This window comes from Mesorhizobium sp. M6A.T.Cr.TU.014.01.1.1, from assembly GCF_004022765.1.
In the GTDB taxonomy this organism is placed as follows: Bacteria; Pseudomonadota; Alphaproteobacteria; order Rhizobiales; family Rhizobiaceae; genus Mesorhizobium; species Mesorhizobium mediterraneum.
In genome coordinates, this window is sequence record NZ_RZPG01000032.1 from 43,047 (window position 1) to 64,481 (window position 21,435).

Sequence of the window (21,435 nt, forward strand, 5' to 3'; positions counted from 1 at the left end):
CCGATCCGTCAGGCCCTGTCCATCAGGACTTGCCGCAGCATGACGATCAGCATCGAATAGGCGAGCAGCAGGACGAGCAGCACCAGCGCAATGGCCGAGGCATAGCCGAAATCAAGGGCCCTGAAGGCTTGCGTGAAGATGTAGCTCGCGACGATCTGCGTGCGGTCGGCCGGCCCGCCGCTGGTCATGACGATGATCAGGTCGGCGAAATTCGAGATCCAGACGGTGCGCAACAGCACGGTGATCGCAATGGTCGGCGCAAGGAACGGCAAGGTGATCGATGTGAACCGCCTGACCGCACCGGCGCCGTCGATCGCCGCCGCTTCGTAGAGGTCGCGCGGGATGGCCTGGAGCGCGGCCAGCAGCATGATGGCGAAGAAGGGAATGCCCCACCAGACGTTGGCAATGATTGGTCCCCACATGGCAAGCTGCGGATTTGAAAGGATGTTGGCTGGCTCGCTCATGAGGCCGAGGGCATAAAGCCAATGCGGCAGCGGTCCGATGACGGGATTGAACAGCCACGCCCAATTGAGCCCGGTCAGGAAGGTCGGCACCGCCCAGGGCAGGAACACCAGCGCCTGCGCGATGGCGCGGCCGGCAAACGGCCGGTCGAGCAACAGCGCCAGGATCAGGCCGAACACGAATTGCAGCAAGACGGATGCGCCGGTCCACCACAGCGTGTTGCGCAGCGCCCGATAGAAATTGTCGTCGTCATAAAGGGTGCGAAAATGATCGAGCCCGACATAGCCTCCAGAGAAGGGATTGAGCAAGTGCACGTCGCGGAAGGCGTAGGACAGGCCAAGCACCAGCGGTGCCAGCATGATGGTGACGATCAGAATCAGCGCCGGGGCGGTGTAAAGATATGGCTCGGCGTGGCGCGTGATCCGGTCGACCAGCGACTGGCGGCGCGATTCCGGGAGGCCGGCAGTGGCGTCAAAAACCATCAGCTAACGCTTTCGTTCCAATTGGCCATCGTTCCAATCGAGCATGAACGAGACCTATCGGAGCCGCGCGAGATGGGCGGCTCCGATGCTCGCGGTCCGCCGTTTATTTCTTGGCCAGGTATTTCTGCTGCGCCTTGGTCAGATAGTCGGCCCACTGATTGGCCATTTCCTCGGGCGTGATATCGCCGAGCAGTGCCTGCTGACTGGTCTTGATGACCATCGAGTCCTTGAAGAAGGCGAACTCCTCGAGATAAGTCGGCATGACCGTCGGCACCGCGTCCTTGTCCTTGAGTTCGGCGAACCAGCCCTTGAACTGCTCGCTTGCGTAGAAGGGATCCTTTTCGGCCGACTTGTGGACCGGCAGCGCTCCGGTGCGCTTGTTCCACTCGACATTGCCCTCGGGCCCTTCGAGTGTTTCGATCAGCTTCCAGGAGAGGTCCTTGTTCTGGCTGGCCGCCATCATCGACCAACCGGCGTAGCCGATGGTCGGAAACGTCTTGCCGGACGGTCCCTTCGGCATGGTCATGACGCCGTAGTCTTCCGGCTTCATCCGCTCGGCGATTGCGATCAGCGCGTCTGGATCCTGATCGAGCATGGCACAGGTGCCGGTGTAGAAACCGGCGACGATTTCGTTGAAGCCCCAGTTGACGCTGTCCTTCGGTGCCAATCCTTTCTTGTAGAGGTCGACGACCCAGGTCAGCCCCTTGACCCAGCCTTCGCTGTTCATCGTCGAGGTGCCGTCTTCATTGAAGAATTTGTTGGAGCCGGCCATGGTTGCGCCGAACATCATCCAGCCGTTGAGACCACCCGGCCCGCCGCGCAGGCAGTAGCCATATTTGCCCGGAAGCTTGGAGACTTTCTCCGACGCCGCCACGAACTCGTCCATCGTCTTGGGCGGCTCGGCGACACCAGCCTCCTGGAACAGCTTCTTGTTGTAGAACATCGCCCGGAGATAGAAACCATAGGGCAGCATGTAGGCGGTGTTGTTCACGTCGCGGCCAAGCTCTAGCGCGCGATCGGTGAGACCCGAGGTGTGCTCCCATTTGGCAAGATAGGGTTCTAGGCTTTCGAGAAGGCCGTTGTTGGCATAGAGCGAGAGCCACGTGTCCGGCATCTCCATGACGTCGGGAATTTCACCGGCGGACACCATGGTCGCGAATTTCTGGAACGCCTCGCCCCAAGGTAGCGAGATGACCTCGACCTTTGTGCCCGGGTTGGCAGCCTCGAATTTGGAGACGATCGATTTCAGGGTTTCGGTGCGCTCGGGGCTGGTGATCACCTCCACGAGCTTCAGCGTCGTGTCGGCGAGTGCAGCACCCGACATCAGCACGGTGGCGAATGCCGCGATAAGAAGCTTCTTCATTTTCCGTTCCCTTCTTGTCTGGTTGCTTCAGGTCTTTTCTTCGGAAGCGGCTGTGATCGCCGTTTCCAGGTCACTCCACAGCGCCTCGGTTCCCTCGAGGCCGACATGGAGACGCACGGACCGCGGATGGACGCCGAACGCCATCGCGGAATTGGGTTGGGCCTTCTGCTGCAGCACGACCTCGCCGGGCACGATGAGGCTTTCGTGGCCGCCCCACGACACGCCCAGTTTGAACAGCTTGAGGCGGTCGGCAAACGTCCGGATGTCGATGCCGTCGCGGAAGACAAATGAGAACAGGCCCGACGTGCCGGTGAGCCCGGCGGGAAGCAGGTTGGCCAACCCCGGATGGCAGACCTTCTCGACGATCGGATGATCCTGCAGGCGCCGTGCGATTTCGAGGCCGGAGGCCTGATGCGCGCGCATGCGGATCGGCAGCGTGCGCAAGCCACGGATCAAGAGCCAGGCATCGAATGGCGACAGCTTGCCGCCGAGATATGGATAGGCTTCGCCGCGGATGCGGCCGATCAAGTCCTTCGAGCCCGCGACCACGCCGGCCACGACATCGCTGTGGCCGCCCAGATATTTGGACGCGGAGTGGACCACGACGTCGACGCCGAGCGACAGCGGCCGCTGGAAGACCGGGCTGGCCCAGCTGTTGTCGATGATGGTCGGGATGCCACGGGACTTCGCCAGCGCAGCGAGCGCAGCGATGTCATGCGTTTCCATGACCCAGCTGGTCGGGCTTTCCATATAGAACAGCTTGGCGCCAGGCAGGACGCTTGCGACGGCAGCTTCGTCGCGCCCGTCGACATAGGTCACCTCGATGCGCATGCGCGCGAGCAGCGTCCCGAACAGCCGGAACGCGTCCGGGTAGATGTGCCTGACCGCGACGATGCGGTCGCCCGGCTCGACGAAGCTCAGGACTGCCGACGAGATGGCGGACATTCCGCTTGCAAAACCGATAGCGTCCTCGGCGCCTTCCAGTTTTGCGAGCATTTCCTCGAACATGCGCACGGTCGGGTTCAGCCCGCGCGTGTAGGTCGGTCGCACTTTTTCGCCGCGGTATGTCTCGAGCATCTCGTCATAGTTCGGGAAGGTGAAGAGCGAGGTCTGCACGATCGGCGGCACGACGGCATCGAAGGCGTTGCCCTCGTCATGCGCGGCGATCAGCGATGCCTGGTCGAAAAAATCGGGACCGTTCATTTCGACATTTCCTCGATATCCTCTTCCACGATCTCGAGGATCTTCAGCGTTTTTCCGCGCGCCAGCTCCGCGTCCATGGCGACGATGGCATCGAACAGCTCGCGGTGATGCGGGAACGATCGCCGCGCGAAATCCTGGCGATCGAAAGGGTGGTCCCAGAAGCGCTCGAACGCTTCGCGCATCTGCCCCAGGAGCTGCCGGAAAAGCGGGTTGTGCGTGGCGTCGTAGACGGCCAGGTGAAAGGCCAAATCTTCCGGACCCGACGTGCCGGTGGCAAGATGGACGCGCTCCATCTCGATGAGCTTTTCCTCGATCGTCCGCAGATCGTCGGTTGTGCGCCGCCGCGCCGCGATCATGCTCGCCTCGGCCTCGATGCCGCGGCGCACCTCAAGGGTGTGCAAGAGGCCGTCGCGCAGCTCTGCCGTATTGAGCGACAGCGGCAAATGGATCGTGCCGGCGGATATCGGCTTGAGCAGATAGGTGCCGCTGCCTTTGCGGGTCTCGGTGACGCCGAGCGCTTCGAAACGCCCCATCGCCTCGCGTATCGTCGAACGTCCGACGGAAAGCGCGGCCATCAATTCGCGCTCGGTCGGAAGCCGGTCACCGCTCTTCAGCGCGGCGCGCTCGACATAGTCAGCCAGCGCTTCCATGACCTGCTTGCCGCGATCCAGCGGTGGGAGCGTGGCGATTGCCACACGCGTGGCCCCGGGCAGTTCGCCGCGCGCCATGGCCACCTACATCCAAAATTGGTCTGACATCTTAGCAGTTTTGCGCGCGGTCGACCTTTCGTCAAGTGGGCTGGGGTTGTTGTCTCAGTTGAATTTCGGCTCACGACCCCTTCTCGGACATTCCTTCGGAGAAGTGAGACGTGACCCTAGTCGGTTATTCCTCTGCCGAGATGACATCTCGAAAGCCGACGTTCGAGGCAACTGGCACTCGTGGGTCGGAGTTCGCATTCGCTAAGGCGAATCGTCGGGTAGGACAGATCTCTAAAGCCCTTTCTCGCCTTTAATCGCTATGAGGCCGCAATAGTCCGGTGTCAGCGCTGTGGCATACCAGGCCGTTTTCTGCGATGCGCCGCACAATGCGGGCTGGAGGTCGGGCGAGCCTTATACCAACGCTCATCAGGCGCACGGCATCCTCGGCGGCTCGCGTCAGCAGCTTGCCGGCATTTTCGATCGCTTCCTCCAGTGAGCACGGCCGTTTGAGAATGCTGGCGAAGGCATCAATGCCGTGCTCGAAGTTGAGCGTCACACCTTTGCCAATCGTTCCGGCGAGTGCAATGACGGGCAGCCCGCGCAGCTTGGCGCGGCGCGCCACCTCGGATGGCACCTTGCCATAGGGCGTTTGGCCATCCAGGCTTCCCTCGGCGGTGATCACCAGGTTCGCGCGATCGATCAACGCGTCGAGGTCGAGATACTGCATCACGATCTCGTAGCGCGGATGGAGCCGGCCCAGAAGAAGGCCGAGCACGGCTGCTCCTAGTCCGCCCGATGCGCCGGCACCCGGGGCGGTGCCAACCTGAATGCCGGTCGCACGCTCGATCGCCTTGGCATGGACTTCCATCGCAGCAGCAAGCTCCTCGACCTGCGCCGGCGTTGCTCCTTTCTGGGGACCGAACACACGGGCAACACCTTTGGGCCCGAGCAGCACATTGTGCCAGTTGACGGCCGCATCGATCCGCACCTTCGCGAGGCGGGGATCGATGCCCGTCATGTCGATAGAAGCGAGATGCCGGAGCGCGGCCCCGCCTCTCGCGAGCGGGCGGCCGCTATCGTCGAGAAACCGCGCGCCGAGCGCCTCGGCCATGCCGGCACCACCATCATTGACGCCGCTGTCGCCGCAGCCAAGCAGGATACGCTCGGCACCGGCATCGAGGGCGGCGCCGATGAGCTCGCCGACGCCGAAGCTTGTCGTCAGGCACGGATCGCGGCGATCCCGTGGAACGAGACGCAGGCCCGCCGCTGCGGCCATTTCTATCACGGCGGTGCGGACTGGCTGACCACCCATGAATCCGATGAAGGAGTCTACCGGGTCCCCCACCGGGCCAGTGACGGATAACCGGTGCAGCGTGCCACCGGTCAGATTGACCAGCGTGTTGGTGAAGCCCTCCCCGCCATCGACCATCGGCGCCTTGAGGATGGTCGCGTCCGGCATCGCCCGTAGAATTCCGGCAGCGATGCACGCCGTCGCTTCATCAGCAGTCAGGCTCTCCTTGAAACCGGAAGGCGCAATCAGGATCGTCATCGACATTTTGGTTTCCTTTCTAAAATAACAGGCGAAAGTCATGCCTTGGCGGGCATTGCGGAAAGTGTTTCGATCGGCAGGCCAAGGAGCGGCCAGACGAACAAGGAGAAGGCGACGAGCAGAGCGACGAAGAGCGGCAAGAGGAACAGAGCCAGCCGGAGGAGGTCTGCCTGTGTGAAGGTCAGGGCCTCCGCAGAACCGAACAGGAGAACCGGCTTTGCCGAGACCATCAGCGTCTGACAGAAGCCACTGCCGATCGTCGTCACGAAGATCAGGACCGATGGATCGACGCCGAACGCCGAAAACGGCAAGGCAACCGCTGGGATGAGGACGCTCGCGCGCGCAGTGCGAGACATAATCACGATATGTGCCAGGCTTGAGATCACGGCAGCGATGGCGATGACCATCCATGGGGCCAATGACAGGTGGCCGCCGAGCGCCGCAAGCGTCTGGTCGACGAGGTAGCGTGCGGTGCCAGAGGTGAGCAGCGCCTCGCCGATCAAAAGCGTGGCCGCGAGGAACAGAAGCAGGTTCCACTCGACACCCTTAAGCGCCTCTTTAAGCGAAATCCCCGACACCGGCTTGGAAGCGGCAAGCAAGGCACCGACGAGCGCGATGACGGCAATATTCTGTCCATGCAGCGCGTTCGTCGCCCAAAGCAGGACGGTCGCGCCCATGATTGTCAGCACGGTAGCATCGCTGCATGAATTTGAACGGTGCCTGACCGGTAGCGTGCCGATCGCGGCCCTGCGGTCTTCGGCGGACAGAAACAGAAGTTGGATCAGGCCGCAGGCAAGCAGACTCGTGACGAACCCGAACGGCCCGCCGAGAAGCGCCCAGTGGGCGAAGCCGATGTCTGTGTCGCTGACACGCCTCATGAAATCGGCGGCAATCAGATGTGCGCCAGCTCCGGTCAGCGAAGCACAGGCTGAGAGCAAGATGACGGAGGGAAACAGAAGCGCGAGCCCTCTGGTCACGGATGGTCTGCCGATCGCACTCGAAAGACCGAAGAAGACGGCATGAGGATCGCCGCGCGGGCTGAGGTAGAAGGAATCACGAAGGCGGTCAGCGCAATGACCAGCGTCGCGCCCCAGAACATTCGGGAAACCGTCCTGCAGCGCGTCAGCGCGACGGCTGCCAGGCGTTCGGCGGTACCGCTGCTGCGCATGACCGACGCCATGACGAAAGCGGCAATCAGGAGCCAGATGATTTCGCTGCCGAGCGTGGCAAAGAGGGCCTCTTCGTCGACCGCACCCGAAACAACAAGGGCAAGCGCGCCGGCGAGCGCCACAGGCATGTCGGGCAGGCCGAGCACTACCCAGGCGATCAGGACTCCGGCGAAGACCGAGAGCGACAGCCGCCCTTCGATCGGCAGTCCGTCCAATCCGTAAAGAATGACAAAGGTGCAAGCTTGCAGGGAAAGCAAGCCGATGACCAATCTGGGTGATAGTGGCCGGAACAACCATGCCTGCCGTCCTTCGGCATCGGCGAATGCACCGACTGTCGCTGTCGTCGTGGGAACGCTATGCAGCATGGAAGCACCTTCCATCTCCGGTTGAGATGGCGGGTTAACGGGCCAAGCCAAGGCCTATTCCAGCTCACCTGACACTTTTTTGACAGGCAGATGACGGCGATGAGGTCGAGAACACGGAACCGGTGCTGCCAGAAGATCGACGGCCGGTTAATCCATGAAGGGCAAGCTGAGTTGGCGAACCAGCCCGTTTCCGACCGGGGACCGTGCGGTCGACTCCTCAGGCCGATCCATGCCAAGACGCAGTGTGCGGATCAAGGAGCCGAATGTGATGCCATTGGATGGTGCACGTGCCTTGGTATTCGACGTGTTCGGCACTGTCGTCGATTGGCGCAGCGGCGTGGCGCGCGAAGCTGAACCGTTCCTGAAGCGGCATGGAGCCGGAACGGCCATTCCTACCGCTTTCGCGGATGCGTGGCGCCGCCGTTACTCCCCAGCGATGGAGGAGGTGCGCAGCGGCCGGCGGCCCTTTACACGGCTCGACGTGCTGCATCGGGAGAATCTGGAAGCTGTTTTGCCAGAATTCGGGATCGACCCGGCTTCGGTGCCGGCGTCCGAGATGGACGAACTGAACCTGGCATGGCACCGATTGGAGCCATGGCCGGACGCGGTGGCCGGCCTCACACGGCTGAAGGCCCGCTATATCATCGCGCCACTCTCGAACGGTAACATCGCCCTCATGCTCAACATGGCGAAGCGCAGTCGCATTCCCTGGGATGCGATCCTCGGCGCCGAAGTCGTCCAAGCGTACAAGCCGATGCCGGAAGCCTATCTTCGCACCGCCGACGTCCTGGCAATGAAGCCAGATGAGATCTGTCTTGTGGCCGCTCACAATGGCGACCTTGCTGCGGCTCGGGCATGCGGATTGCGAACAGCCTTTGTCCCGCGTCCGACCGAGCACGGGTTAGCGCAGACCACGGACTTGTACCCCGATCAGGCCTGGGATCTGGTGGCCAACGACTTCATTGAATTGGCTGAACGGCTTCAGCTGTAGCGCGTCTCAACGATCAGCAAACCACCCTTTCAGGGTTCTTCCACTTTTGGTCCGATGCTCTTTATTCGGCATCGCGACCCGATTGCTCGGCTATCTGGTCCCAGGTTGACGATAGCCAAGGCGGCAGCTTTACGCCTTGCGTTCCCAGCGCCGATCTGAAGTCTGCTGCCAGTAGGTAACCGCGTGGCCGGCTTCCCTCATCGTCTTCCAGTGCATGCGCGCCGCCTCGACCTGGGCCGCATCGTGGCCGTCGAACAGGAACACGGCGCGCTCATAACTACCAAGCTCCGGCGGCGCCGCGCCGTCGACCAGGAAGCGTATCTGCGCCTCGTTCGGATTGTCCTGGCCGGTGGTCAAAAGGATCGGCTGCTCGGCCAGATGGGATTCGCGGTCCGTCGCGTGCGCCAGGAACGAATCGTCTCTGAATATCCACAGATGCTGGTCCAGCGCGTCGCGCCGCTCCTCGGTGCCGGCCTGCACCACGGCGCGCCAACCGCGATCGACGCTGCGCTCGAGCAGGCCGGGCAGTGCATCCTCCAGCGTCGATTCGGTCAGGTGATAGAATAGGACGTCAGCCATGATTGCGCCTTGAAAGGCCTCACCCCTCGTAATTGTCGCGCATCAGTCGGTCGAGCAGCCTGACGCCGAAGCCGGAGGCCCATGACTGGTTGATCTCGCTGGACGGCGCGCCCATCGCGGTGCCGGCGATGTCGAGATGCGCCCAGGGCGTATCCTTGACGAAGCGCTGCAAGAACTGCGCCGCGATGATGGCGCCGCCGTAGCGGCCGCCGATGTTCTTCATGTCGGCATTTTTCGAATCGATCAGCTTGTCGTATTCGGCGCCGAGCGGCATCCGCCACACTCGTTCCTGCGTCGCCTGCCCGGCGCTCGTCAGCCTGTTCGCCAATTCGTCATCGTTGGAGAACAGCCCGGCATAGTGCTGGCCGAGCGCGACCATGGTGGCGCCGGTCAGCGTCGCCAGATTGACCATGAATTTCGGCTGGAAGCGATCGTTGCAATACCACAGCGCGTCGGCCAGAACGAGGCGGCCTTCGGCGTCGGTGTTGAGCACCTCGATGGTCTGACCCGACATCGAGGTGACGATGTCACCGGGACGCTGCGCGTGGCCGTCGACGGCATTTTCCACTAGCCCGATGATGCCGACGACGTTGGCCTTGGCCTTGCGCGCGGCCAGCGCGTGCATCAGCCCTGTCACGGCGGCCGCGCCGCCCATGTCGCCCTTCATGTCCTCCATGCCGGAGGCCGTCTTTATCGAATTGCCGCCGGTGTCGAAAGTGACACCCTTGCCGACGAAGGCAACCAGGCTGTCCTTGGCCTTGCCGCCGTTCCATCGCATGACGGCTATGCGGGCGCCACGCGGCGAGCCTTGCGCAACGCCGAGCAGCGCGCCCATGCCGAGCTTCTTCATATCCTTCTCGACCAGGATCTCGACCGTGACGCCGAGCGCTTCCAGTTCGCTGACGCGGGCGGCGAATTCCACCGGCCCGAGTATATTGGCCGGTTCGTTGACCAGGTCGCGCGCCAGGAGCACCCCGTCGATCACCGCCACCTCGTCGGCGAAGGCCCTTTTCGCCGCCGCCGGATCGGTGGTGTGGATGGTCACCTTGACCGGCTTTTTGGGCTCGGCCTTCTTGCCATCGCGCTGGCCGTCGCCATTGTCCTTTTTCGTCTTGTACTTGTCGAAGGTATAGCTGCGCAGAAGGATGCCCGCGGCAAGCTGTGCCGCTTGCCTGCCGCCGACGTCAGCATCCGGCAGATCGAGCACGACGGTCACCTCGGTGGCCTTGCGCAAGGATGCAGCGATCGTGCCGCCGAGCTTCAGCCAGGCATAGTCGTCGAGCCCCGAGACCTTGCCGGCGCCGACCGCCACCAGCCGGTCGAGCGATGTGCCCTCCGGCGCCAGCACTTCGACCAGGCTGGCGAACTTGCCGGAAAAGTCGGCCACCGGAAACGCCCGCTCCAGGGTCTTTGCCGGATCGCAAGCCTTTGCCGCATCGCCGAGACCGCCATCGTTGGCCGCCAGCACGAAGACACTGCCCTTTTTGGGCGCTGCGAATTTGGCGAAGGCGATCGAAGGTCTCGAAGTCATCATGTCCTGCTTTCGGGAACGGCGTTGGGTTTTGGAAGAGTGCCTTGACGAAACCCGATACTTGGCCGTTTCCGACCGCAAGCACCACCCTATTTTTCAGTTCATCGCCTCTGCCTGACGATCTGCTGCGCGATTGCCTTGGCCTGAATTCGGGCATTGGCGAAGCAACCGCGAATGCTTGGCCGCATGCCGGTAAACCACAGGCCGGGCAATTTCGGGTCGGTCTCGCCGCCGTTGAAAAGGGGAACGCCCCTGCCGTCGAGGACGCCGAGCTTGCCAACCATGCGTTCGAGCCCGGTGCGGTAGCCGGTCGCCGCGATGACGATATTGGGAGCGATCAGGTTGCCGTTGTCGAGGATGACGCCGTCGCGGGTAAATTCCCTTACCTGCGGCAGTATCACGACCTGACCGGCCTTGATGGCGCGAACGGCGCCGTCGTCGGTGGCGATCGCAGTGTAGTCGTCGGTCAGGCGGCTTGCGCCCCCCGAGGACGCGGGCGGCAGGCCAAACTTCGTGAGGTCGCCGAAAACCAGGCGCTGCGTTGCCGCCATCACCGCATCGGCGAGCCAAACCGGCAATCGCGCCAAGAACGGCGAAAGCCTGTGGACGGCGATCTTGCCGATGCGTTTGGGCAGCAGCGAGGGGCCGTTGCGCGCCGACAGCCAGATAGAGGCGGCGTTCGCCCCCGCCAGATGATTGAGCACGTCGAAGCCCGAATTGCCAGCGCCGACAACCAGCACCTTTTTTCCCGCATAATCCTCGGCTTTGCCAAAATCCGCCGAATGCATGATGCGGCCGGCAAAGTCGTCGGCGCCCTTCCACTGCGGAATGAACGGCTGCCGGTCGCGCCCGGTGGCAACGACGACATGATGCGCCGGCAGGGGCCCGGCACTGGTCTCAACGGTCCATTGATCGCCGTTGAACGCGATCTCCTCGACAGCGACTCCAAGCCGGATCGGCAGATTGTGCGCCTGGCTGAAATCGTTCAGGTGGCGGATGACTGCTGTTTTGTGGGGAAAGGCGGGGGTGCCTGCGGGATAGTCGACGCCAGGCAGCGTCGAGAGATCGCGATGCGAATTGAGATGCAACCGTTCGTGCCGCCGGTACCAGGGCTCGGCAAGCCGCCTTTCCTTTTCCAGGACAAGCGTCGGCACGCCGGCCTTTTTCAGCGCATGGGCGGCGGCCAGCCCCGCCGCGCCGGCGCCGATCACGATCGCACCGTGAAAAATCGATTCCTGGCCGGTTTGACCGCGCAATTCTGTTACTTCTGCTTCCATGTCTGTACCCGTCGCGGCCACGGCGGCCATGACCGTGATCGGCGCGACATTTGGTCGTTTTCCGGCATTTGGCAAGACTTTGCCGGAATCAGATCCCATATGGCGGATGGAATCGACGGCGATTCGTCGCGGCACGGCCCCGCTTTCCTGCCGCAACCTGTTGTTAACCATCGATGTTCGCCCTTTCTTATCCATTGCCGCCGACACTCCGGCCACCGGGAATAACGATGTGGGACGGGAAACCAGATCGAACCGCCAAACGGGACCGGTTGTGCAGGCGTCGCCGGACGACTACTTTGTCTGGAGGCATGATGCCGTTCGGCAAAATCGAGAAAAGCCTTTATGAAGGTCGTTGAACGCTACATCATGCGTCGCGCGCTGGCGGTGTTCCTGGCAGCGCTTATTTGGACGCTGGCGATCGTGTGGACGACGCAGGTGCTCGCCCGCATCGATCTCGTCACCGACAGCGGCCAGTCGGCGCTGACCTTCTTCGAGGTCGCTGCGCTGATCATTCCGTCGATCATCCCGATCGTCGTGCCCTTCGCCCTGGTGGTCGCCGTCGCTCAGACGCTGAGCGCGATGAATTCCGATTCTGAGCTTGCCGTCTTGAACGCCGCGGGCGCCTCGCGCTGGACCATCGTCAGGCCGATCATGCTGCTGGCGCTGGCGGCCAGCGTCTTGTCGTTCGCCGTCGACAACGGCGTCGATCCGTATGCACGCCAGAAAAACCGCCAGCTGGTGGCGTCGTCGCGTGCCGATCTGTTGTCGCTGATCATCCAGGAAGGCACCTTTCGCAAGATTGACGACGGCCTGTTCCTGCAGATTGGCGAGCGGCTTCCGGACAACCGCCTCGGCGGCATCTTCGTCGCCGATTCGCGCGAAGAAGGCGTTAACCTCATCTACTACGCCAAGACCGGAGCCATCATCGAAAGCGGCGACGAGAAGGTGCTGATGATGAACGACGGCGTCATCCATCGCGAAACGCTGACCGGCGATCTTTCGGTCATCCGATTCACCTCCTATGCCTTCGACCTGTCCGCCTTCATGTCGGCCTCATCGGACGTGTTGCTTTTGCCGAAGGACCGGACGACCCAATACCTGCTCAATCCCAGTCCGAACGACAAGGCGTTCCAAAAAAAGCCGAACAGGTATCTGGCCGAGCTCAACCAGCGTTTTTCCGAATGGTCCTATTCACTTGTCTTCGCGCTGATCGCGCTTGCGGTCGCGGGAGATGCGCGATCCCATCGCGAGGCGCGCATCCATCCGCTGATCACGGCCATCGCGATTGCGCTTTTCGTACGTTGGCTTGGTTTCTTTGCCGCCGGTAAAGCCGACAACGTTCCGCAATATGCCTATATGGTCTACGGCGTTCCTATCGTGGCGTCCGCGGTCGCGACATGGTTCATAGTCTCCAACCGGACCATGGAGCTGCCGGTCGCCTGGGCCGACTGGATGACGAATTTCGCCGGTCGCTTCAGTGACGGCTGGAGCGCCATCAAGCTTCGCTTCGCCAGGCGTGGCGCTTCTGGCCAAGGGGCCGGCTAATGGGCTGGACACGCTAATGGGCTGGACCCTGGGTAGATACTTCTTCTTCCGCTACGTGACGATCACCATCTGGTTCTTCATCGGCCTGTTGGCGCTCGTGTTCCTGATCGACTTCACCGAGCTTTCCGGTCGCACGACCGGCTTGCCGGGCTTCACCTACGGGACGGCGTTCGCCATTTCAGCGCTGAGGATGCCGATGATCATGCTGCAGACGGTGCCGTTCGTCGGGCTATTCTCGGCGATGGCGACGCTGGTCTCGCTCAATCGCAGATATGAACTGGTCATCGCGCGTTCCGCCGGCGTGTCCGCATGGCAATTCCTGCTGCCGTGCTGCATCGGGGCGCTGCTGTTCGGCGTGTTGTCGGTCGGCGTCATCAATCCGATCGCCGCGCATGCGTTTTCCTGGTCCGAAAAGATCGAAACCCAGCTCCGCTCCGGCAAGTCGAACGCCGTGTCGGCCGACGCCGAGCCCTGGATCCGGCAGAAAACCAGTACCGGCGATACCATCATCGGCGCGCGCGCCATTCTCAATCAGGGCCTCGAGATGGCCGATGCCGTCTTCTTCGTCCTCAGCCCGCAAGGCGACATCGTCGAACGCAAGGACGCGGCGCACGCCTTTTTGCGCGATGGCTACTGGGAACTGCAGGACGTCAAGGTTTTCCGGGACGGCAACATCCAATCGGTGGCAAGCGACCGGGTGTCGACCAATCTCAAGCCCGAATTCGTGCAAGAGCGGCTGGCGCGCCCGGAAACCATCCCTTTCTACGATCTGCCCAGCAAGATCGAGGTTGCCCGCTCCTTCGGCCTCAAGGCAAATGCCTTTGCCATGCAGTTTGATTCGCTGGTGGCGCTGCCGTTCCTTCTCGTCGCCATGACGCTGATTGCCGCAACGGTGTCGATGCGATTTGCGAGGATGGGACAATCCGCGACGATGATTCTGGGTGGCGTCCTGGCTGGGTTTCTGCTTTATGTCGTGACGGTGCTGGTCAAGGCATTCGGCGTGGCGGGATTCGTACCCACAGTCGTGGCTGCATGGGTTCCGGTTGTCGTGGCTATGTTCTTCGGGGTGACTTTCTTGCTGTACAAGGAAGACGGCTAGTGAGGGGGGCGGTTTTGCGCATCCATAGGCAGGCCGGTTTGGCGCGCCTCTATGGGGCGAGCGCCTTGGCATGCCTGCTCGCTTGCGTCGTCCCGAATATTCCGGCTTCTGCCCAGGATATCAGCGACATGGCAGCCGACGTCCCCGCTGGCTCGCAAATGCTGCTGGCGGCGGATACGCTGGTCTATGACAACGACAACCAGACAGTAACGGCCGTCGGCGGCGTCCAGATCGACTATGGCGGCAACCGCCTTGTCGCCCAGCGGGTCGAGTACAATCGCAACACCAAGCGCCTCGTCGCCAGCGGCAATGTCGAGGTCATCAACAGCGACGGCACCAAGATCTATTCGCAGCATGTCGACATCACCGACGATTTCGCTGATGGCTTCGTCAACGCGCTGCGTGTCGAAACCGTCGACAAGGCATATTTCGCCGCCGAAAGCGCGGAACGCATGGGCGGCGTGCTGACGACGTTCCACAACGGCGTGTACACGGCTTGCGAGCCGTGCGAGGACCAACCAGACAAAGCGCCGACCTGGCGCATCAAAGCCAGAAAGATCATTTGGAACGGCGAGAAGAAGACGGTTCGCTTCGAGAATTCGAATTTCGAGTTCTTCGGCTTTCCGCTTGCCTATCTGCCGGCCTTCGAGATTGCCGACCCTACCGTTAAGCGCAAGAGCGGCTTCCTGATTCCCGGCATTGCCTACAAGAGCGAGCTCGGCGTCGGCGTCAAAGTCCCCTATTATTTCGCGCTCTCACCAACCTACGACCTCACCGTCACCGGCAGCGGCTACACCAAGCAAGGCTTCCTCGGCGAGGCCGAGTGGCGCCAGCGCTTCAACAACGGCCAGTACAGCCTGAAGGTCGCCGGCATCCGGCAAGAGGACCCCGACGAATTCATCGACAGCCACGGCAACAATGTCGATTCAGGTTCGGCCGGCGACCCGAACAAGTTCCGCGGCATGATGGGCACCAAGGGTCAGTTCGCCATCAATCCGCGCTGGGACTTCGGCTGGGATGTCCTGTTGCAGACCGACAAGAACTTCTCGCGCACCTACGCCATCGAAGACTTCAACGAGAGCGTGCACCGCTCCTCGATCTACCTGACAGGCCTCAACGGCCGCAACTATTTCGACGTGCGCGCCATGCGCTTCGAGGTCCAGGAAAAGACGCTCCCTGACGATCCGACCGCGCGCGCCGGCAAGCAGCCCTGGGTGCTGCCTTCGCTCGACTACGCCTACATCCCCGACATGGCTGTGGGCGGCGGGCAATTGTCGTTCAATGTCAACGCACAGGCCATCAGCCGTGAAAGGCTGGATAGGATCCTTTCCGATCCGAACAACGCTGCGTCCGTCAATAATGTCCGCGGCATCGAGGGCCAGTCGGGCCGCCTCACCACCGAAGCGGAATGGAAGCGCACCTTCACCACTGATGGCGGGCTGCTGCTGACGCCGCTGCTGGCGCTGCGCGGCGACGTCGGTTATGTGAATGCGTCCTCGGCCTCGCTCACTGCCATCAACCAGATGGCGATGAACCCGGAGATAAATGCCAGCGATGACATGCGGACATCACTCGCCCGCTACATGGCGACCGCCGGGCTGGAAATGCGCTGGCCGGTGCTGTTCTCGTCGACCAGCTCCAGCCACATCTTCGAGCCGATGGCGCAGGTGTTCGTGCGTCCGAACGAGCAATATGTCGGTGGCCTCGCTGTCCCCAACGAGGACGCCCAGAGCTTCGTCTTCGACGCCACGACATTGTTCGAGCGTGACAAGTTCTCCGGCTACGATCGCATGGAAGGCGGCACGCGCGCCAATGTCGGGCTGCGCTATTCCGGCGCCTACGACAATGGCTGGAGCACCAACGCGCTGTTCGGCCAATCCTACCAGCTGGGCGGTCGCAACTCCTTCGATTCGCCGGATCTGGTCAATGTTGGAGCCGATTCCGGTCTTGAGACCGAGACCTCCGACTATGTCGGCCTCGTCGGCTTCAATAGCCCCAGCGGAGTTTCCGGCTCGGTCAGCGGCCGTTTCGACGAGCAGAGCCTTGAGGTTCGCCGCGCCGAGGTGAAAGCAGCCTATTCCGGCCTGCCGATTTCGCTCAGCGCCAAATATGCCTTCATCCAGGCGCAGCCGCTCTATGGCTTCACGACCGATCGCCATGAGGTCACGCTCGGCGCCTCGACGCAACTTGCCGAGAACTGGCGTGTCTTCGGCACCGGCACCTACGATCTGGAGCAAAGTGTCCTGGTCAAGGACGGGGTCGGCTTTGCCTATAGTGATTCATGCTTCACCTATTTGATGACGTTCTCAGAATCCCGCGACCTGGAGACCAAGGAAGTGTCGCAGAACATCGGTTTCAACTTGTCGTTCCGCACGCTCGGCGATTTCGGCTCGTCACAAAGCTCCATCGACACCATTCAGTAGCAGACACTAGCCAGTAGCAGACGGCTGGCCAGCAGCAGACGGCCGGAACAGACGCCAACGTATCGGCCCGAAAGTCGGAATTGATTTTCGGAAAGCACGATGCGTAGATTCAAAGTGTTTAGAGAGTACCTTGTGCGCCCAAGTGGACGCACGTCGCTCTAACGACATCGTTTCGCCGCATAGGGCAGGCACGGGTTTCAGCTCCCTCATAATGAGATAGAATTGGGCCGGAACCGAGATAGAATTGGGATGCTTTCGATGAGGAAATACCTCTTTTCGGCAGGGTTCGCGCTGCTGGTGGCGGCGACCTCGGCCTCGATCACCATGATGACGCCGCCGGCTTTCGCCAGTCAGATCAAATACGTCGTCAACAACGTACCGATCACCACCGGCGACATCCAGCATCGGGCTGCCTTCCTGCGCCTGCAGCGCAAGAAAGGCGACGCCGCCGACGAGATGATCGAGCAGACGCTGCGCGTCGCCGAAGCCAAGCGTCTCGGCATCCGCATCAGCGACGCCCAGGTCGACGCCGCCTATCAGCGCTTTGCCACGACCAACAAGATGCAGCTCAAGCAACTCGATGGCGTCATGGCGCAGTCCGGCGTCGGCAAGGAGCATTTCAAGGAGTTCATCCGCTCCCAGATGGCCTGGAATCAGGCGCTGACCGCGCGCCATCGCTCCGAGAGCGGCGGCGGCGCCATGAGCGAGCAGGACGCAGTCAGGCGCATGCTCGACAAGGGCGGCGCCAAGCCGACCGCCATGGAATACATGCTGCAGCAAGTCATCTTCGTCGTGCCGGCGGCCGAGCGCAGCGCTACGCTGTCCAAGCGCAAGCGCGAGGCTGACGCCATGCGCGCCCGCTTCAACGGCTGCAACACCTCGCGCGAATTTGCCAAGGGCCTGATCGACGTCACCGTTCGCGATCTCGGCCGGGTGCTGGCGCCGCAATTGCCGCCGGAATGGGCCGACCAGATCAAAGCCACCAAGGTCGGGGGTGCCACCAGCACACGCGAGACGGATCGCGGGGTCGAGTTCATCGGCATCTGCTCGTCACGCGAAGTGTCCGACGACAAGGCCGCCCAGATGGTGTTCCAGAGCGAAGGCGCAACCGGCAAGGACGCCGACGAGCTCTCCAAGAAGTACGTCGAGGAGTTGCGGAAGAAAGCCCGCATCGTCGAGCGCTAAGACACCCTGGGCGTGCCAGAGATACAGCTTCCGCTGGCGTTGAGCGTCGGCGATCCGTCCGGCATCGGGCCGGAGATCGCCATTGCCGCCTGGCAGGCGCGCGACAGCGCCGGTGTGCCGCCCTTCTATCTTCTCGCCGATCCGGCGCTGGTTTCCGCACGGGCGCGCCGGCTCGTCGCCGATATGCCAATCACGGAGACAATGCCAGCCGAAGCGGCGCGCGTCTTTACACGCGCCCTGCCCGTCGTGCCGCTAGTCGCCCGCTTCGTCGACGACCCCGGCCGGCCAGACACAGCCAACGCCGCCGGCATCATCGAGGCAATCGACCGCGCTGTTGACGACTGCCTCGGCGGCCGCGCAGCGGCGGTCGTCACGTGCCCAATCGCCAAGAAGCCGCTCTACGATGCCGGCTTCCGTTTCCCCGGCCATACCGAGTATCTGGCGCATCTGGCGACGCTCCACACCGGCGCCGAAGCAATGCCGGTGATGATGCTTGCCGGTCCCGAATTGCGCACGGTCCCGGTCACCATCCATATTGCGTTGAGCGAGGTGCCGAAAGCGCTGACGACGGACTTGATCGTTGCGACCGCCCGCATCACCGCCGCCGACCTCGAACATCGTTTCGGCATCGCCAAGCCTCGGCTTGCCATTGCCGGCCTCAATCCGCATGCCGGCGAAGGCGGCGCGATGGGCGCGGAGGACGAGCACATCATCCGCCCGGCGATCGACAGGCTGAGGGCGGAAGGCATCGATGCTTTCGGGCCGCTGCCGGCCGACACGCTGTTCCATGCCCGCGCCCGAACCGGCTACGATGTGGCGCTGTGCATGTACCACGACCAGGCGCTGATCCCGGCCAAGGCGCTGGCTTTCGACGAGGCGGTCAACGTCACGCTCGGCCTGCCCTTCATCCGCACCTCCCCGGATCACGGCACCGCCTTCGATATCGCCGGCAAGGGCATAGCCCGGGCCGACAGCCTGATCGCGGCGCTAAGGCTCGCCCGCAGGCTTGCCGACACCGGGACGAAGGCTGCCATCGCATGAGGCTTTGCATGAGAGCGGTCGCATGAGCATCGACGGGCTGCCGCCGTTGCGCGCGGTGATCGAACGCCATGGGCTGCAGGCGAAAAAGGCGCTTGGCCAGAATTTCCTGCTCGACCTCAATCTGACCGGCAAGATCGCGCGCACCGCCGGCGACCTGACGGACGCCACGGTGATCGAGGTCGGTCCGGGTCCCGGCGGCCTAACCCGGGCGCTGCTTTCCCACGGCGCTGGTCGGGTCATCGCCATCGAGCGCGACGAGCGCTGCCTGGCGGCGCTCGCGGAGGTGTCGGATCACTATCCGGGCCGTTTGGAGATCATTGCCGGCGATGCGCTGAAGACGGATTTTGCAGCGCTTGCCCAAGGGGCGCTTGGGGGCAACGGATCTGTGAGGATCGTCGCCAACCTGCCCTACAACATCGGTACCGAGCTTTTGGTGCGCTGGCTGACCGTTGCCGATTGGCCGCCTTTCTACGCATCGATGACGCTGATGTTCCAGCGCGAGGTGGCCGAGCGCATCGTCGCCCGCCCCGGCAGCGATGCCTATGGCCGGTTGGGTGTGCTGGCAGGCTGGCGGACGGAAGCAAAGATCGCTTTCGACGTGCCGCCGCAAGCGTTCACGCCGCCGCCCAAGGTGGTGTCGTCGGTGGTGCATCTGGTGCCGCGGGCAAGTCCCCTGCCCGCCGAGGTCAAGAAGCTCAGCCGCGTCACCGAAGCGGCCTTCGGCCAACGCCGCAAAATGCTGCGCCAGAGCGTCAAGGGCCTCGGCGGCGAAGCCCTGCTCACGCGCGCCGGCATCGATCCGACGCGGCGCGCCGAAACGCTTGATATCGAAGAATTCGTGCGGTTGACCAACGCAGTGTAGCTCTTCTCCTCGTTTACGGGGAGAAGGAAGGCGCCTAATCCGTCTTCTCGTCGAGCAGGCCCGAGACGAAATCGAACAGGCCGGGCCGGCGGTCGCGCCTGAGCCGCTCGGCGATGACGATGCCGCGCACTTCGGCGAAGGCACGATCGAGATCGTCGTTGATGATGACGAAATCATATTCCTTCCAGTGCTCGATCTCGTTGCGGGCGTTCTTCAGACGCGTCTCGATCACCGATTCCTGGTCCTCGGCACGGCGCTTCAGTCGCGCCTTCAATTCCTTCATCGAGGGCGGCAGGATGAAGATGGAAACGATATCGGCGCGCATCTTCTCCTTGAGCTGCTGGGCACCCTGCCAGTCGATGTCGAACAGCATGTCGCGGCCCTGTGCCAGCGCCAGTTCGGCCGGCTCACGCGGCGTCGCATAGCAATTGCCATGCACTTCGGCCCATTCGAGCAGCTCGTCTGAATCGCGCAGCCGCTCGAACTCACGCATGGTGCGGAAATGATAATGGACGCCCTCGATCTCGCTGCCGCGGCGCGGCCGCGTGGTGACGGAGACCGACAGTTCGAGGCTGGAATCGCTTTCCAGAAGGTTGCGCGCAATCGTCGACTTGCCGGCACCGGACGGCGACGACAGCACGAGCATCAGACCCCGGCGACGAATGCGGGAACCCAAATCCTTAGCAACCACAGGCTCTTTGGCGACCATCAGGGTTACTCCAGATTCTGGACCTGTTCGCGAAACTGGTCGACGACCGCCTTCAGCTCCAGCCCGATGGCGGTGACCGCAGCGGCGTTCGATTTCGAACACAGCGTATTCGATTCGCGGTTGAATTCCTGCGCCAGAAAATCGAGCTTGCGGCCGATGGCGCCGCCGCCTGCCAGCAGAACCCGGCCGGACGCCACATGCGTCTTCAGCCGGTCGATCTCCTCACGGATGTCGGCCTTGGTCGCCAGGAACGCCGCTTCCATATGCAACCGGCTGGCGTCGAGATTGGCGGAGGCATCCATCAACAGCCGAACCTGCTCGGCAATCCGTTCGCGGATCACCGCCGGCTCGCGCGACGGATCGGCCTCGGCGCGCAGCGTCAGAGCCTCGATGGCGTCGATATGGCCGGACAGCAGCGAGCGTAGGGCGGCGCCCTCGCCCTGGCGTGCCTGCTCCAGTCCGCCCAGCCCTACTTCGAGCGCCGAGAGAATCGCGCTGTCGAGCGCCGCCCGCGCCTCTTCGGTTTCGGTGGTTTCGGGGATGTCGAGCACGCCGCGTAGCGAAAGCAGCCCGTCGGCTGTCGCCGGCGCTGCGCCGAACTGCTCCTGCAGCCGCTTGGCCAACTCCGCCAGATCCCTCAGGAAGGCCTCGTTGACCACGGGCTGCGCCTGCTGGCCGGCGGCGCGGCCGACGGTCAGCGTTGCTTGGAAATTGCCGCGCGAGAAGCGCTTTTTCACCGTCTGTCTGACGGCCGGCTCCAGTCGCTCAAGGCCCTGCGGCAGCCGCAGCCTGACCTCGACGCTCTTGCCGTTGACCGACTTGACCTCCCAGGCGATCGACGTGCCGTCATGTTCGGCGACAGCCCGTGCAAAACCGGTCATGCTCTGCAAATTCATGTTGCC

Annotated in this window: 20 protein-coding genes; 8 read left to right on the forward strand and 12 right to left on the reverse strand. The window is 62.8% G+C overall.

Going from position 1 to position 21,435, the window contains the following annotated elements; all coding sequences use genetic code 11:
• Positions 1-8 precede the first annotated feature (8 nt).
• The 7 genes from EN885_RS28200 to EN885_RS34755 form a co-directional block, all read right to left on the reverse strand.
• A complete protein-coding gene (locus EN885_RS28200; RefSeq protein ID WP_128243672.1) occupies positions 9-944 on the reverse strand; it encodes a sugar ABC transporter permease in 936 nt (311 codons plus the stop codon).
• Between the two features lie 103 nt (positions 945-1,047).
• Positions 1,048-2,307, reverse strand: a complete 1,260-nt coding sequence (locus tag EN885_RS28205) for a sugar ABC transporter substrate-binding protein (protein WP_128243671.1) — start codon at positions 2,305-2,307, stop codon at positions 1,048-1,050.
• A 27-nt stretch (positions 2,308-2,334) separates the two neighbouring features.
• Positions 2,335-3,510: a PLP-dependent transferase gene (locus EN885_RS28210; RefSeq protein WP_128243670.1), complete on the reverse strand. Its 1,176-nt coding sequence runs from the start codon at positions 3,508-3,510 to the stop codon at positions 2,335-2,337.
• The gene (locus EN885_RS28215; protein ID WP_128243669.1) at positions 3,507-4,238 is read right to left on the reverse strand and encodes a FadR/GntR family transcriptional regulator; all 732 of its coding nucleotides are present in this window, start codon (positions 4,236-4,238) and stop codon (positions 3,507-3,509) included. Before EN885_RS28215 ends, EN885_RS28210 begins: the two co-directional genes overlap by 4 nt.
• 280 nt (positions 4,239-4,518) lie before the next feature.
• On the reverse strand, positions 4,519-5,763 hold the full coding sequence (locus EN885_RS28220; protein ID WP_128243668.1) for a glycerate kinase: 1,245 nt from the start codon (positions 5,761-5,763) through the stop codon (positions 4,519-4,521).
• Positions 5,764-5,795: 32 nt separating this feature from the next.
• Entirely contained in the window at positions 5,796-6,734 is a 939-nt protein-coding gene (locus tag EN885_RS34750) for an SLC13 family permease (RefSeq protein ID WP_164897934.1), read from the reverse strand.
• Complete coding sequence (locus EN885_RS34755; protein ID WP_164897935.1) at positions 6,731-7,195, reverse strand: SLC13 family permease; 465 nt, start codon at positions 7,193-7,195, stop codon at positions 6,731-6,733. The genes EN885_RS34750 and EN885_RS34755 overlap by 4 nt, the downstream gene beginning before the upstream one ends.
• Positions 7,196-7,445: 250 nt before the next feature.
• Between EN885_RS34755 and EN885_RS28230 the strand changes: the two genes are divergently transcribed.
• Positions 7,446-8,282: a haloacid dehalogenase type II gene (locus tag EN885_RS28230; protein WP_348631654.1), complete on the forward strand. Its 837-nt coding sequence runs from the start codon at positions 7,446-7,448 to the stop codon at positions 8,280-8,282.
• Between the two features lie 129 nt (positions 8,283-8,411).
• On the opposite strand, the gene EN885_RS28235 is transcribed toward EN885_RS28230, so the two are convergent.
• The 3 genes from EN885_RS28235 to EN885_RS28245 form a co-directional block, all read right to left on the reverse strand.
• Complete coding sequence (locus tag EN885_RS28235) at positions 8,412-8,861, reverse strand: DNA polymerase III subunit chi (protein ID WP_128243666.1); 450 nt, start codon at positions 8,859-8,861, stop codon at positions 8,412-8,414.
• 19 nt (positions 8,862-8,880) lie between these two features.
• On the reverse strand, positions 8,881-10,392 hold the full coding sequence (locus EN885_RS28240; protein WP_128243665.1) for a leucyl aminopeptidase: 1,512 nt from the start codon (positions 10,390-10,392) through the stop codon (positions 8,881-8,883).
• A 101-nt stretch (positions 10,393-10,493) separates the two neighbouring features.
• Positions 10,494-11,669, reverse strand: coding sequence for an NAD(P)/FAD-dependent oxidoreductase (locus tag EN885_RS28245; RefSeq protein ID WP_128243694.1), 1,176 nt, complete (start codon positions 11,667-11,669; stop codon positions 10,494-10,496).
• A gap of 28 nt (positions 11,670-11,697) precedes the next feature.
• On the opposite strand from EN885_RS28245, the gene EN885_RS28250 reads away from it, so the two are divergent.
• The 7 genes from EN885_RS28250 to rsmA all read left to right on the forward strand — a co-directional run bounded on the left by EN885_RS28250 (position 11,698) and on the right by rsmA (position 19,824).
• Positions 11,698-12,015: a hypothetical protein gene (locus tag EN885_RS28250; RefSeq protein WP_126107128.1), complete on the forward strand. Its 318-nt coding sequence runs from the start codon at positions 11,698-11,700 to the stop codon at positions 12,013-12,015.
• Positions 12,012-13,214 (forward strand): LPS export ABC transporter permease LptF, encoded by a 1,203-nt coding sequence (lptF, locus tag EN885_RS28255; protein ID WP_126107129.1) that lies wholly within the window; start codon positions 12,012-12,014, stop codon positions 13,212-13,214. Before EN885_RS28250 ends, lptF begins: the two co-directional genes overlap by 4 nt.
• Positions 13,215-13,230: 16 nt before the next feature.
• Complete coding sequence (gene lptG, locus EN885_RS28260; protein WP_126107130.1) at positions 13,231-14,313, forward strand: LPS export ABC transporter permease LptG; 1,083 nt, start codon at positions 13,231-13,233, stop codon at positions 14,311-14,313.
• A complete protein-coding gene (locus tag EN885_RS28265; RefSeq protein WP_164897936.1) occupies positions 14,313-16,736 on the forward strand; it encodes an LPS-assembly protein LptD in 2,424 nt (807 codons plus the stop codon). The genes lptG and EN885_RS28265 overlap by 1 nt, the downstream gene beginning before the upstream one ends.
• A gap of 249 nt (positions 16,737-16,985) precedes the next feature.
• Entirely contained in the window at positions 16,986-17,921 is a 936-nt protein-coding gene (locus EN885_RS28270; protein WP_164759297.1) for a peptidylprolyl isomerase, read from the forward strand.
• Between the two features lie 12 nt (positions 17,922-17,933).
• Entirely contained in the window at positions 17,934-18,962 is a 1,029-nt protein-coding gene (pdxA, locus tag EN885_RS28275) for a 4-hydroxythreonine-4-phosphate dehydrogenase PdxA (RefSeq protein ID WP_128243664.1), read from the forward strand.
• 22 nt (positions 18,963-18,984) lie between these two features.
• Positions 18,985-19,824, forward strand: a complete 840-nt coding sequence (gene rsmA, locus EN885_RS28280; protein ID WP_095483202.1) for a 16S rRNA (adenine(1518)-N(6)/adenine(1519)-N(6))-dimethyltransferase RsmA — start codon at positions 18,985-18,987, stop codon at positions 19,822-19,824.
• Between the two features lie 34 nt (positions 19,825-19,858).
• Here rsmA and gmk read toward each other — a convergent pair whose 3' ends face one another.
• Positions 19,859-20,533: a guanylate kinase gene (gmk, locus tag EN885_RS28285; RefSeq protein ID WP_164547246.1), complete on the reverse strand. Its 675-nt coding sequence runs from the start codon at positions 20,531-20,533 to the stop codon at positions 19,859-19,861.
• A gap of 5 nt (positions 20,534-20,538) precedes the next feature.
• Positions 20,539-21,429, reverse strand: a complete 891-nt coding sequence (locus EN885_RS28290; protein ID WP_128243663.1) for a YicC/YloC family endoribonuclease — start codon at positions 21,427-21,429, stop codon at positions 20,539-20,541.
• Positions 21,430-21,435 lie beyond the last annotated feature (6 nt).

Excerpts from the sequence above, each read along its gene's own strand:
- EN885_RS28200 (WP_128243672.1), bottom strand. The coding sequence starts at position 944 with ATGGTTTTTGACGCCACTGCCGGCCTCCCGGAATCGCGCCGCCAGTCG.
- EN885_RS28205 (WP_128243671.1), bottom strand. The coding sequence starts at position 2,307 with ATGAAGAAGCTTCTTATCGCGGCATTCGCCACCGTGCTGATGTCGGGT.
- EN885_RS28210 (WP_128243670.1), bottom strand. The coding sequence starts at position 3,510 with ATGAACGGTCCCGATTTTTTCGACCAGGCATCGCTGATCGCCGCGCAT.
- EN885_RS28215 (WP_128243669.1), bottom strand. The coding sequence starts at position 4,238 with ATGGCGCGCGGCGAACTGCCCGGGGCCACGCGTGTGGCAATCGCCACG.
- EN885_RS28220 (WP_128243668.1), bottom strand. The coding sequence starts at position 5,763 with ATGTCGATGACGATCCTGATTGCGCCTTCCGGTTTCAAGGAGAGCCTG.
- EN885_RS28230 (WP_348631654.1), top strand. The coding sequence starts at position 7,446 with ATGAAGGGCAAGCTGAGTTGGCGAACCAGCCCGTTTCCGACCGGGGAC.
- EN885_RS28235 (WP_128243666.1), bottom strand. The coding sequence starts at position 8,861 with ATGGCTGACGTCCTATTCTATCACCTGACCGAATCGACGCTGGAGGAT.
- EN885_RS28240 (WP_128243665.1), bottom strand. The coding sequence starts at position 10,392 with ATGACTTCGAGACCTTCGATCGCCTTCGCCAAATTCGCAGCGCCCAAA.
- EN885_RS28245 (WP_128243694.1), bottom strand. The coding sequence starts at position 11,669 with ATGGAAGCAGAAGTAACAGAATTGCGCGGTCAAACCGGCCAGGAATCG.
- EN885_RS28250 (WP_126107128.1), top strand. The coding sequence starts at position 11,698 with ATGACCGTGATCGGCGCGACATTTGGTCGTTTTCCGGCATTTGGCAAG.
- lptF (WP_126107129.1), top strand. The coding sequence starts at position 12,012 with ATGAAGGTCGTTGAACGCTACATCATGCGTCGCGCGCTGGCGGTGTTC.
- lptG (WP_126107130.1), top strand. The coding sequence starts at position 13,231 with ATGGGCTGGACCCTGGGTAGATACTTCTTCTTCCGCTACGTGACGATC.
- EN885_RS28270 (WP_164759297.1), top strand. The coding sequence starts at position 16,986 with ATGCTTTCGATGAGGAAATACCTCTTTTCGGCAGGGTTCGCGCTGCTG.
- rsmA (WP_095483202.1), top strand. The coding sequence starts at position 18,985 with ATGAGCATCGACGGGCTGCCGCCGTTGCGCGCGGTGATCGAACGCCAT.
- gmk (WP_164547246.1), bottom strand. The coding sequence starts at position 20,533 with ATGGTCGCCAAAGAGCCTGTGGTTGCTAAGGATTTGGGTTCCCGCATT.
- EN885_RS28290 (WP_128243663.1), bottom strand. The coding sequence starts at position 21,429 with ATGAATTTGCAGAGCATGACCGGTTTTGCACGGGCTGTCGCCGAACAT.